This window comes from Dankookia sp. GCM10030260 (assembly GCF_042666655.1).
GTDB lineage: Bacteria > Pseudomonadota > Alphaproteobacteria > Acetobacterales > Acetobacteraceae > Paracraurococcus.
The window spans coordinates 765,592-777,663 of record NZ_JBHTDE010000002.1; the positions used below are offsets into that span (position 1 = coordinate 765,592).

The following is a 12,072-nucleotide window of genomic DNA, read 5'->3' on the forward strand; positions in this document are numbered from 1 at the left end:
TGCCTCGTTGTTCCTGGACCAGGACGGCATAGCCCATCGGGCGCCAGCCGCCAGCCCTTCCCGACTGGCCGGGGGCATGGAATGAATGCAGACAATGATACGGGAGGGAATGGGGATGCGACGACGCGGGCTGCTTGCGGCGCTGGCAATGCCGGCACTGGCCAAGGCCCAGCCGGCCTGGCCCAGCCGGCCGATCCGCATGCTCATCCCCTTTCCGCCCGGCGGCACCACCGACATCCTCGGCCGCTATTTGGCGCCATCGCTCTCGGTCGCCCTCGGCCAGAATGTGGTGGTGGAGAACCGCACCGGCGGCAACGGCGCCGTCGCCATCGTCGAGACCACGCGGGCCGTGCCGGATGGCCACACCATCTGCATGAGCATCAGCACGCTGATCACCCAGGCGCTGCTGACCAAGCAGCCCTACCACCCCATCGACGATGTCACGCCGATCCTGCACCTGGCCAATGTCGGCAATATCGTCGTGGTCAACCCGGCGCTGCCGATCCACAGCCTGGCCGAGCTCGTCGCCTATGCGAAGGCGAATCCGGGCCGGCTCTCCTATGGCTCGCCCGGCATCGGCAGTTCGGTGCACCTGTCGGGCGAGCTCTTCTCCCAGGCCGCCGGCATCGAGATGGTGCACGTGCCGTATCGCGGTGGCGGGCCGGCGCTGGCCGATCTTGTCGCCGGCAACATCCAGCTGATGTTCGGCAATGCCAGCTCGACGCTGCCCTTCGTGCGCGGCGGCTCGGTGCGCCCGCTGGCGGTGACCGCGGCGACGCGGCAGGCCTATGCGCCGGACCTGCCCACCATCACAGAATCCGGCTATCCCGGCTTCGCGGTGGTCGAGTGGTACGCGATGATCGGCCCGGCCGGCATGCCGCCGGCAGTGACCGCGCGCATCAACCGCGAGATCATGGCCATCGTCGGCACGCCGGAAGGCCGCGCCAAGCTGCTCGACCTCGGCGCCGAGGTGGTGGGCGGTACGCCGGCCGAATTCGGCGCCTTCCTGCGCGCCGACCTGATCCGGACCGAGGCGCTGATCCGGGGCGCCAACATCAAGGCGGAGTAGGGGACATGGATCGCGGCCTGCGGAGCAAGGCGGCGCTGGTCAGCGGCGCCAGCAAGGGGATCGGCCGCGCCATCGTGCAGCGGCTGGTGGCGGAGGGGATGCAGGTGCTGGGCATCGCCCGCGGCGGCTGCGACGTGCCGGGTGCGATCGGGCTGAGCGTCGACCTGCGCGACCCGGCCGGGCCTGCCGCGGCGGTCGCACATGCGGTACGCGACTTCGGCCGGCTGGACCTGCTGGTGAACAGCGCCGGCGCCACGCAGCGCGGTGACTTCCTGGCGCTGGACGATGCCGCCTGGGACGACAGCTTCGCCGGCAAGTTCTTTGCCGCGGTGCGGCTGACGCGGGCTGCCTGGCCGGCGCTGCAGGCCGTCCGGGGCAGCGTTGTGCATATCGCCGGCGTCGGCGGCAAGATCGCCAGTGCCGACTTCGCCATCGGCGGGTCGGTCAACGCGGCGCTGATGAACCTGACCAAGGCATTGGCCGACCGCGGCGTGCAAGACGGCGTGCGGGTGAACTGCATCAACCCCGGCAGCATCCGCACCGACCGCCTGACCGGCCGCGTCGCCACCGTGATGCAGGAGAAGGGGCTGGACGCCGCGGCGGCAGCCACCGTTCTGGCGAAGTCCACCGGCGTCGCCCGCTTCGGCGAGCCGGAGGAGATCGCCGCCTTGGTCGCCTTCCTCGCCGGCGCCGAGGCCGGCTACATGCAGGGCGCCATCATCGACGTGGACGGCGGCTGGAACCGCGCGACCTAGAACAGCCTGCTGCGCGGCCTCGCCAGGCCGAGATGGTCGCGCAGCGTGGTGCCCGCATAATCGGTGCGGAACAGCCCGCGCCGTTGCAGGATGGGCACGACCTGATCCACGAATTCGTCGAAGGCGCCGGGGAACCAGGCGGGCAGGATGTTGAAGCCGTCCGCCGCGCGGCCCTCGAACCATTCCTGCAGGGTGTCCGCAACGTCTTCGGGCGTGCCGCAGACCACCCAATGGCCGCGCGCCGCGCCGGTCAGGTTGAACAGGTCGCGCCAGGTCATGCGGTCGCGCAGCGCCTTGGCCAGCATGGTGCGGGCGAAACCGTGCGAGCTGTCCGGCAAGGGCAAGTCCGGCACCAGCGCATCCAGCGGATACTGCGAGACGTCCTGGCCCAACCGCGAGGACAGCATCGACAGCGCGTTGCCCGGGTTGACGAAGCCCTGCAGCCTCGAAAGCTTCGCTCGCGCCTCCGCCGTGGTGCTGCCGAGCACCGGCATGACGCCGGGCAGCACCGCGATCTCGTCGCCGTGCCGGCCGAAGGCGGGCATGCGGGATTTCAGCGCGATGTACCCTTGCTGCGCCTCGGCCAGGTCCTGTACGACGGAGAAGACGACGTCGGCGGTGCGCGCAGCCAGCGCCAGGCCCGGGCCAGATGATCCCGCCTGCAGGATGACCGGCTGGCCCTGCGGCGTTCGGCTGGTGGGCAGCGGGCCCTTCACCGTGAAGAAGCGGCCCTCGTGATCCAGCGACTTGACCTTCGCCGGGTCGATGTAACGGCCGGTGTCCATCTCCCGGACGACGGCGCCGTCGTCCCAGCAATCCCATAACCCGCGCACCACATCGACGAATTCCTCGGCGATCTCATAGCGTGCGTCGTGCTCCGGATGGGTACGGCCATAGTTCAACGCCGCTTTCTCGCCGCTGCCGGTCACCGCGTTCCAGGCGGCGCGTCCACCGCTGAGATGGTCGAGTGAGGCGAACTGCCGGGCCACGGTATAGGGCTCGTTGTAGGTGGTGCTGGAGGTGGCCCCAAGGCCGACATGCGTCGTCGTCGCGGCCAGCGCAGCCAGCATGGTCAGCGGCTCGAATCGCGCAGCGAAGCTGGGGTGCATGCCCGGCTCGGTCGAGAGATTGTCGCCGAGGAAGATGAGGTCGAATTTGCCCCGCTCGGCGATGCGGGCGATCTCCTGCACCACCGACAGATCCTCGAAGCTCTGCGCCGCGCCAGGCCAGCGCCAGCCGGCGATGTGGTTGCCGGTGCCGAGGACGAAGACGCCCAGGTGCATCTGGCGTGGTGTGGGCATGCTGCGCTCTCCAAGACCGCCTGTGCGTAGCAAACGCCGTGCCCGCTCAGTCGCGTCGCTCGCCGTCCTTCGGTGCCAGGCCATAAGGCGCGACCAGCGCCCAGACGTGGGCTGGGATCATGTGCTTCATGCTGCGCGCTTCCTCCCGCCGCAGGTGCAGCACGGTCTCCACTGCCTTCATCTCGACCCGGGCGCGGGCGAATTCCAGGCCACGTGGGCCGATGCGCGGCATCAGCCAGCCGACGATTGGCCGCAGCCAGCCCGGCATGCGGCGCAGCGGCAGTCCGCCGGCCGAGCGTTCGGTATTGGCCAGGAACCCTTTGACCGCCCCGGCGCGCTTGCCGGCGCTGCCGGGCGTCGCGGTGCGCAGCTCATCGCCCAGCAGCGCGACCAGTTCCTCACCGCGGGCATTTCGCACCAGCAGCCATTGCTCACCTTGACCGCCCATGTAGCCGACCGTGATGTCGGCCAGGACGTTGGTGTAGTCGACGCAGGTGCGGCAGGTCAGTGGGAAGAAGTCCGGCGGCAGCTTCGAGATCGGCAGTTGAAGGAAGGGGATGGTGCGCGACCGGCCATCGGCGTAGCGCAACTCCACCCGGTAGTCAGCGCGGAATTCCAGGTAGGTGATGCTGGATGGATCGTCCTCCAGCAGCGCCAGGAAGTCGTGGAAGCGCTCAGTCGTGGTGTTGTCGGAACAGGGCGTGCCGATGACGTAGAGCCGCTCGAGGCCGAGTTCGCGCTCCATGACCCGCAGCGCATGAATCTGGCAGGGGATGCCGATGATGGCGAGGCGCTTGTGCCCCGCATCGCGCGCCGGTTCCAGCAGTGCAAGCAGCGGCGCATAGCCCATCCGCATGCCGCGGACCTGCGCCATGCCTTCGGGCTTCGTCACCAATACGGGCACCGGCCGCCAACGATCCGCCGGGTCCGGCGCCATAGTCAGCACCGCATCGACCGCGCCGGTCTCCAGCAGCCGTTCCGCCAGGCGCGTGGCGATGCCGGTCCATTGCGCACCCTCCCGGGCTGGGACGAGCGAGGCGCGGACCATCCGGCGGAAGGGGCCGAAATGCAGTTCGTCGGGCCGCGCCGGGTCGCGGGCGCGGCCGTGCACCGCCGTCTCCAGCGCCGGGTAGTCGGGCTGGATGAACTGGCAGGCGCGGCCACAGGCCTTCGGGTCCGCGGTGCGGGAGACGCCGCAATCGGTGCAGAGCCCGCGTGGCGCTGCCTCCCGCAACGGTGGTGCCCAGACCGCGCCGTCCTGATCATCCATGCCGCATCCCCCATTTGGGGCGCAGCCTAGACGGGCTGATCAGACGCGGGAACTGGGCCGGTAGAAGGGCTCGTGCCGCGAGGGATCGATGTAATCGGCGTAGAAGCGCTTGGCATGCGGCAGCAGCGCCTTCGACAGCTTGCGGCGTTCTACCTCGTCGTCCGACAGCGCCCTCGACAGATCGTCGTGCAACTGCTTCAGCGCGCTGTCCTTGTCCACCCGGGTGAATTTGCCATCCTGGTAGATCACCTCGCCGTCGCACATCACGGTGGTGACGGCGCTGGCCTTGGCACGCTGGATCACAGCGTCCAGGGTCGGCGTCAGCTCGTCCAGGTAGGGGTAGGCGACGCTGTCCCAGTCGACCAGCGACAGGTCGGCGCCCTTGCCGACCTCGAGCGTCCCGAGCGTTTCCCGGTACGGCGTGGTGCGGGCGCCGCCGATGGTGGCCATGCGCAGCACCTGCGCCATGCCCGGCACCTCGGCATCGCCCATGCCGGGGACGCGATGAGCCCGCAGCACCAGCCGCATCTCCTGCAGCATGTCGCGGTCGTCGTTGATCCCGGCCTCGTCGAGGCCCATGGCAGTGTTGATGCCGACGGCCTCGAACCGGTTCAGCGCGGCGACGCCCGAGCGCAGCCGGAAGTTGGAAGAGCAGTTGTGGCAGATGCAGCTGCCGCTGGCCGCCAGCTTCTCGATGTCGGACTCGTTCAGCCAGACGCCGTGGCCCAGCGTCAGGTTCGGCCCAAGCATCCCGAAGCGCTCGATATAGTCCACCGCCGTGCCGCCGCCGCGGCGCATGGCGTATTCCTTCTGATAGGCGGTTTCCACCAGATGCATGTGCATCGGCGTGTCGTAGGTCCGCGACAACTCCGACAGCGCCGTCAGCGCCTTGTCCGAGCACCAGTGCAGGTTGGCCGGCGCCAGCTGCACCTTCACCCGGCGCTTGGCATTGTGGCTGGCGTGTAGCGATTTGAAGAGGTCCAGGTTGTCGTCGAGGCTGAGCTGGAAGCGCTCGAACCAGCGCGACATCGGGCCGCGCAACTCGGCCGGCAGGCTGGCGACGAAATCCTGATCCGCCTGGTAGACCAGCCTGTTCTGGTCGCGCAGCGCGAAGCAGTAGGACACCCGCATGCCGATGTCCTCATAAGCGCGGATCAGCTCGGCGGTGCGGGCCTCGACCTCGGGCAGGGCGCCGGGCAGCCAGCCATGGATATGTTGCACCGTTGTGATGCCGGAGCCGATCATCTCAAAGGCCGAGTACAGCGTGTCGAGATAGATGTTCAAGTTGCGCGCCACCATGCGGGTGACGAACCACAGCTCCAGCGGCATGTCGGGGGAGCCGAGCTGCACCGGCGTCAGGCCGACATGGTGGTGGCCGTTGACGAAGCCGGGCAGCAGGATCTCCTTGCCGGTGCCGATCACCCGCACGGTCGGGTGCTTCCGGTGCAGGTCGTCATAGGTGCCGACCACGGTGATGATGCCGTCCTCCTGCAGGACGGCGCCGTCGGGGATCTCCTCCCATTCCGTGGCGGAGAGCGTCTTGGTGATCATGGCACGGCTGCGCACGAGCGATATGGTCATCGCCGGGTTCCTCCAAAAATGGTTGCGGGCGGTCAGCCCGGGGTCAGCGCTTCCTGCTCGGCGAAGGCGCGGTCGACCTCGCTGCGCAATTCCTCGGTCAGCTGGCGCCGCAGCGCCTCCGCCTGGGGAGAGAACAGGTCGCGCGGCCGCGGCATGTCGATCGGGATGATTGACTTGATCCGGCCGGGGCGGGCGGTGAAGACCACCACCCGGTCTGCCAATGCCACCGCCTCGTCGATATGATGGGTGACGAACAGGACGGAGGCGCCGCTGTCGCGCCAGACATCGAGCAGGAAGTCCTGCATCTTCGCGCGGGTCTGCACGTCGAGCGCGGCGAAGGGCTCGTCCATCAGCAGCACCTTCGGCCGCATCGCCAACGCGCGGGCGACCGCCACGCGCTGGCGCATGCCGCCCGAGAGCTCGTCCGGCCGCTTCTCCATCGCTTCGGCCAGGCCGACGCGTTGCAGGGCTTCCCGCGCCACCGCCCGGCGCTCGGTTTCCGGCGCGCCGCGGATCGACAGGCCGAAGGAGACGTTCTGCCAGACCGTCAGCCAGGGGAACAGCGAGGTCTCCTGGAAGATGAGCGAGCGGTCGGGGGAGGGACCTTCGACCGGGTCGCGGAAGGCGTAGATGTTGCCGGCCGTCCCACGTTCCAGCCCGGCGATCAAGTACAGCAACGTCGACTTGCCGCAGCCGGAGGGGCCGAGCAGCACGACGAACTCGCCCGGTGCTATGTCGAGGTCGATGTCGCGCAGCGCCTCATGCGCCCGCGCCGTGCCCTCCGCCCAGGTCTTGCCGACGCCGCGGCAGACCACGGCGTCCTGCGACGACCATGGCATGTGATCAGAGCCCACGCAGCACCCCCGCCGTTTCCGGCACCCAGTAGAGCACGCGCTTCTGCACGAAGCGCAGCAGCCAGTCGGACAGGAACCCCAGCAACCCGATCAGCGCGATGGTGAAGAAGACCAGCGAGGGGTTGAAGGTGTTTCGTGCCATCATGATCACCTGGCCAAGCCCGAAGCCGACGCCGGTGCTCTCCGCCACCAGCACCACCATCCAGGCACCGAAGAGGTTCAGCCGCAGCACGATCAGCAATTGCGGCAGGATCGCCGGGATGATCACCCGCGTGTAGACCTGCCGCTTGCTCGCCCCCATGGTGCGGGCAACGTTGATGAAGTTGCGGTTGACATTGTCGATCTGGCTGATGGTGGACAGCACCATGTGGAAGAACAGTGCCACCACCACCATGAAGATCGCCGGCGCATTGCCGATGCCGAAGATGAAGATCGCCACCGGCAGCCAGGCGATCGGCGAGACCGGCGACAGCAACGTGATGGTCGGCAGCACCAGCTTCTCCAGGATGCCGACATACCGGATCAGCACGCCGACAGTGACCGACAGCGTCGCTGCGATCAGCAGCCCGACGAACACCCGCATGCCGGTGGCGCCGATGGTGATGAACACGGCCTCATACGGGGAGGGGCCGCTGTTCGGGTCGACGCCGATCTGCCAGCGCGTCGCGGTGTTGAAGAAGCGCGCCTGGTCGGGAATGTTGCCGAGGAAGATGTGCGGCGGCGGCAGCAGCTTCTCGTCGGCGACGCCCACCGCCCAGAGGAACTCCCAAAGCCCGGCGAACATCCCGACCGAGAGCAGCGCCCAGCCGAAACGGGCGAGCGCCGCCTGCATCGTCGGCGATACGGCGGTGCCGCGGACCGCCGGGCGCGGCACCACCGCCGCGCCCGCCACATCGGTGCTCATCGCCGGCCTCAGGCCGACTTGTGCTTGAGCTGGGCGTAGAGCGCCGCGTTCTCGGCGATCACCAGCTCCAGCAGGCTCCAATCGATCGCGTCGCGGCCCGGCTTGGTCTTGATGTAGCCCATCTCCATCAGGCTGTCGGTGCGGTTCAGGATGAAGTCGGTCTGGCTGCGCGCATCGACCACCGCGGGCTGCTTCGACATGGCGATCTGGCCATTGGCCATCGAGGTCTTGTAGTAGGTGCCGATCAGGCGCTTGAGGGTCTCCTCCTGCTTGGTCTCGGCCATCAGCTGGGCCTTCATCATGCCCTTGATCACCGCCTTCAGCGCTGCCGGGTTCTCCTTGATCAGGCTGGCGCGCGTCGCAAGCACGCAATCGGTGTAGCCGGCGCCGTAGATGTCGCGGCCGTCCGACAGCATGGTCGCGCCGGGTACGTCGTTCACCAGCGCCGTCGCATAGGGCTCGATGGTGCAGATCCAGTCGATCGCGCCGGCCTTGAAGGCCTCCACCGCTTCGGGCGTATTGCCCATGTAGCGGACCTTGACGTCCTTGAAGCTGATGCCGTGCTTCTTCAGGTAATCGTAGGGCATGACCTCCAGCGTATCGAGCTGGAAGGTGCCGAGCGTCCTGCCCTTCAGGCTGGCCGGCGTGGTGAGGCCGGGGCGGGAGACGATGGCGCAGCCCTCGATCCCGCCGCCGGCGATGATCTTGACCGGCGCGCCGGCATTATGCAGCGCGACGAAGGAAGTATACGGCATCAGGCCCAGGTCCACCTGGCCCATGCCGAGGAAGGTCACCTGCTCGGCGAAGGTGGGCGTGTTGATGAACTGGATCTCCAGCCCATCCTCCTTCGCCATCTGCAGCGAATGCGCGAGGAAGAGGTTGAGGTTGCAGAAGCCGGTGCCGTGCGTCGACTTCAGGCTGCCCTTGGCCTGGGCATGGGCCGCGCCGCTGAAGCCGGCGGCGAAGGTCAGCACGCTGGCCGCGGTCGCCTTCATCACGCCACGACGGGTCGCCGTCGCAGCGCGGCCGATGGCGGCATAGTCGGGAAGGATCGAGGCCCCATAACGGTCACACATCGCTTGTCCCCTCCGGGGCGGGCGATGTGGCATGGCCCACCCCCCCTGATCTGGATGACGATGGCACGCCTACCGGAGCTGCCGTGGTAGCGGCGCTGCGCTGGGCTCCTCGCAGCAAACCGCATGCCACGCACTGTCGGGTGTCGCTGCAGCCTGGCGTCGCGCGCCTTTGCCACAACGGCGGGCAACCACTGGCGCAGTTCGCGCCAGCCAACCTCGCCGGCGGTGCGGGGTCTTCGCGTATTGCGCAAGCAATAGGACGGGATATGCACGGTTTCGATGTGGTGTGGCGAGGCCGCCACGCGGCGATTTTCCGCTGACATTCAGCAGCCTTCCGCACGCGGCGTGTTGCATGCCGCAACAAGGGGGAGGTAGCGTCCATGCCGAAGGTCCCGCACGAGCGGGCGAAAGAGGGAACGTCGCGCGCCGGAGCTCCGGTACGCGCCGCTGGTCATCGTCCAGCAGGATGCCGGATGCGCCGCGGCGCAAGCTGGCGACCGGCACGCCGATCCCTGCCGAGAGAGCCGAACTGCCGCCCGCGCGACGGCAGCCGGACCATGGAGGGGATGATGGCTCACGCTGCTCGCCGCACGGCCGCCGACCTCCGCCCGCTGCCGGGACATCGGGCTGCGGGCGCATACGCTTTCCCGCGTCGCCGTCCGGCCTGCTGATCGCGCCGGGGGAAGGCGCGCAATGCCCAACGACCTCGGGACCCAGGCCCGCCAGCAGGACAAGCGCTGGACCCGCGCGGCGGATCGCGGCAAGGGCGGCCTGCACGGCAATCCGGCGCTGGAAGCGGTGGTGCGGCGCTCGGTCGTGCCCGGTCTCGCCCGGCTGCACCGCCCGGCCGCTTCGCTGCCCGATATCGGCTCCGTCCAGCGGGCCTGGCTGGCCGAGGCGGCGGCGCTGTCGCGCGCTCTGCCTGGGCTCGACCTGGCGGAAGCGGCGCGGGCGTTGCGCGCGCTCAACCCCGGCGGCACGCGGTTTGAGGCGGTCTGCCACGACGTGCTGCTGCCGGCGGCAGCCTGGCTGCGCCGGCAGCGCGCCGGCGAACCGGCCGACGAGGCCGGCTACCTCATGGGCGTCTGGCGCCTGCGCATGCTGCTGATCGGGCTGGACGACGACGGCCTGGCCACCGCGGCGCGGCCGCGTGGCGGCGCTTCCGCCCTGCTCGTCGCCGGCAGCGCGCTGGCGCCGAGCCTCGAACATGCGGTGGTGCTGCGGCTGTTCGAGCGGGCAGGCTGGTCGGTGCGGAGCTGCGGCCGCCTTGCCGAGGAGGACCCCAGCACCATCGCCGGGCATGACCGCTTCGACCTCGCCTGGTTCAGCATCGACGACGCCACCGATCTCGGCCGGCTCGCGGTGCTGGTGGCCGAGATGCGCCGCGCCTCCTGCAACCACGGTATCCGCGTGGTCTCCGGCTGGCTGCTGCCGGCGCCACCACCGGCGGCGGCATCGCTTGGTGCCGATGCGGTGACGCCGGACGCCACCAGGGCGGTCGCCCTGGCCGGGCAGGTGCTCGGACCGGACTAGGCGCGGCGGGTCAGCGGATCGGCCGGCCGCGGCAGCGTTCCCAGCCTGCCAGCAGGGCGGCGAGCTGGTCCTCCTGCGGCACCTTGTCGCGCCGCAGCCTTTGCAGTTGCCGGCGCAGCACCAGGATGGGGTGGCCGGCGGCCAGCTCCGCCCCAGTCTCCAGCGCGCGCAGGAATTCCGCGGCGCGGGCCGGGTCGGACCGCTCGATGACATAGGCGCCGTACCCCATCACCGAGGCGCGCCCATGGTCGATCATCTTGCGGCCGAAGCTGCGCAGTTCCAGCAGCCGCGGATGCTCGGCGACGATGCTTCGGATCTCGGCGGCGGTCGCCTTGGCGTGGCGCGCCCCGGGTTGCCGCAGCTCCCGTCGCCAGAGCAGATTGGCCATGGCGGCGACCAGGGCGCGGTCGCCGAAGCTTTCCAGAGCCGGGCCGAATTCGGGCGGACGCTTGGCTTGCAGGTCGTAGGTCGCTTGCGCCGCGTCCGGCAGGCCGCGGATCACCGGCACCTCGATGACGCCGTCGGCCAGGATGACTGCCATCAGCCGGTGCTGGCCATTCAGCAATTGGCCGTCCGCAGCGAAGCAGATCGGCTGGGCATTCAGCATCCACCGCCCGGCGACGATGTCGCGGGCGATCGCGGTGACATGCGGCTGCATGACCCGCCGGTTGCGGAGATTGTGCCGCAGATAGGCCTCGGCCCGTGCCGGGTCGATCGTCTCGATACGGGCGTCGATCGCCGCCGGCGCCGCAGCCGGGATGGACGACGGCGGGATCGCCTTAGGCCCCGCTTCGCCGAGCCCGCCATAGCCTTCCAGCCGTGGAAAGGCAGCATCCCCGGCCCAGGCCAGCCGGCGCAGCGGCGTGCCCTGCCGCGTGGCATTCAACGCAAGGATCGCCAAGGCGAGCAGCCGGGTCGGCGAGGGGCGGGCCAGGCGGTCCTCCCGCCCGCGGTCGAGCTCATGCCGCAGCAGCACCCCCGGCTCGGTGACCGGGTGGCGGTCGGCATTGGCGACGACTGCCAGCAGGTGGGCCATCGCGGCCGGGTCCGCCCGCCGCCCCATGAAGAGCAGCGGCGTCCGCACCGGCTCGGGCAGGGTGGTGTCGATCCCGCTCAGGCTCGCTGCCACCGCGACCTCCAGGTCGGGGTTGCCGGCAAGGGCGCGATCTATGCGGGCCCAGGTGGGCGCGCCGGCGCTCCGGCCAAGCAGCCCATCGTCATAGTGCAGCAACCTGACGAGCGCCGCCTGCACCGCATGCGCATGGCGGATGCCGCGCGCCTCCAGCACCCCGGCGAAGGACCGGCGCCGCTGCTGGTCGATCGTGTGCAGAACGTCGTCGCCGACATTCTCGGCCAGGAAGGTGGGGAAGGGGATACCGGCCTCTCGGCAGGCTTCCAGCCGCTGCAACCCGTCCAGCAGGCTGCCTTGGCGGGACAGGATGACCGGCATACCGTTGATTATCCAGCGGCCGTCCCGCATCGCGTCGGCATAGCTGCGGACCGCCGTCGGGTTGGCCTGCGCCGCGGGCCGCCGCCGGGCCAGCAGCGAGGTGGCATAGGCCGGCGTCACGGTCACGAGGCGCAGTGCAAGGCCGGTTGCGTCCGGCCGCGCGGTGCCCGCGGTCGTGGACGATACGCGTGCGGGAAGGCGATGCGGCGGCATGAAGCTGGAGCATCTCCGGGGTCGCTCGCCGCTGTCAGGGCAAGGTCCCCCGCGCGGGTCGGATCG

At 69.6% G+C, this 12,072-nt stretch carries 10 protein-coding genes; 3 read left to right on the plus strand and 7 right to left on the minus strand.

The window, feature by feature from the left end; genetic code table 11:
- Positions 1–115: 115 nt before the first annotated feature.
- Together ACFQS7_RS10105 and ACFQS7_RS10110 are read left to right on the plus strand one after the other, a co-directional pair.
- A complete protein-coding gene (locus ACFQS7_RS10105; protein WP_380066918.1) occupies positions 116–1,069 on the plus strand; it encodes a Bug family tripartite tricarboxylate transporter substrate binding protein in 954 nt (317 codons plus the stop codon).
- A 5-nt stretch (positions 1,070–1,074) separates the two neighbouring features.
- Positions 1,075–1,824, plus strand: coding sequence for an SDR family oxidoreductase (locus tag ACFQS7_RS10110; RefSeq protein WP_380066919.1), 750 nt, complete (start codon positions 1,075–1,077; stop codon positions 1,822–1,824).
- Here the strand turns inward: ACFQS7_RS10110 and ACFQS7_RS10115 are convergent.
- The 6 genes from ACFQS7_RS10115 to ACFQS7_RS10140 are packed head-to-tail and all read right to left on the minus strand — an operon-like array spanning position 1,821 to position 8,810.
- A complete protein-coding gene (locus tag ACFQS7_RS10115; RefSeq protein WP_380066920.1) occupies positions 1,821–3,125 on the minus strand; it encodes an LLM class flavin-dependent oxidoreductase in 1,305 nt (434 codons plus the stop codon). The two genes, ACFQS7_RS10110 and ACFQS7_RS10115, sit on opposite strands and share 4 nt — an antisense overlap.
- 46 nt (positions 3,126–3,171) lie before the next feature.
- Positions 3,172–4,395, minus strand: a complete 1,224-nt coding sequence (locus ACFQS7_RS10120; RefSeq protein WP_380066921.1) for a Coenzyme F420 hydrogenase/dehydrogenase, beta subunit C-terminal domain — start codon at positions 4,393–4,395, stop codon at positions 3,172–3,174.
- A gap of 39 nt (positions 4,396–4,434) precedes the next feature.
- Entirely contained in the window at positions 4,435–5,976 is a 1,542-nt protein-coding gene (locus tag ACFQS7_RS10125; RefSeq protein ID WP_380066922.1) for an amidohydrolase family protein, read from the minus strand.
- A 32-nt stretch (positions 5,977–6,008) separates the two neighbouring features.
- Positions 6,009–6,815, minus strand: a complete 807-nt coding sequence (locus tag ACFQS7_RS10130; RefSeq protein WP_380066923.1) for an ABC transporter ATP-binding protein — start codon at positions 6,813–6,815, stop codon at positions 6,009–6,011.
- Between the two features lie 4 nt (positions 6,816–6,819).
- Positions 6,820–7,734 (minus strand): ABC transporter permease, encoded by a 915-nt coding sequence (locus tag ACFQS7_RS10135; RefSeq protein ID WP_380066924.1) that lies wholly within the window; start codon positions 7,732–7,734, stop codon positions 6,820–6,822.
- Between the two features lie 8 nt (positions 7,735–7,742).
- Positions 7,743–8,810, minus strand: a complete 1,068-nt coding sequence (locus ACFQS7_RS10140; RefSeq protein ID WP_380066925.1) for an ABC transporter substrate-binding protein — start codon at positions 8,808–8,810, stop codon at positions 7,743–7,745.
- A gap of 693 nt (positions 8,811–9,503) precedes the next feature.
- On the opposite strand from ACFQS7_RS10140, the gene ACFQS7_RS10145 reads away from it, so the two are divergent.
- Positions 9,504–10,343: a hypothetical protein gene (locus ACFQS7_RS10145; RefSeq protein WP_380066926.1), complete on the plus strand. Its 840-nt coding sequence runs from the start codon at positions 9,504–9,506 to the stop codon at positions 10,341–10,343.
- A gap of 10 nt (positions 10,344–10,353) precedes the next feature.
- Here ACFQS7_RS10145 and ACFQS7_RS10150 read toward each other — a convergent pair whose 3' ends face one another.
- Positions 10,354–11,919 (minus strand): hypothetical protein, encoded by a 1,566-nt coding sequence (locus ACFQS7_RS10150; RefSeq protein WP_380066927.1) that lies wholly within the window; start codon positions 11,917–11,919, stop codon positions 10,354–10,356.
- Positions 11,920–12,072: the final 153 nt, after the last annotated feature.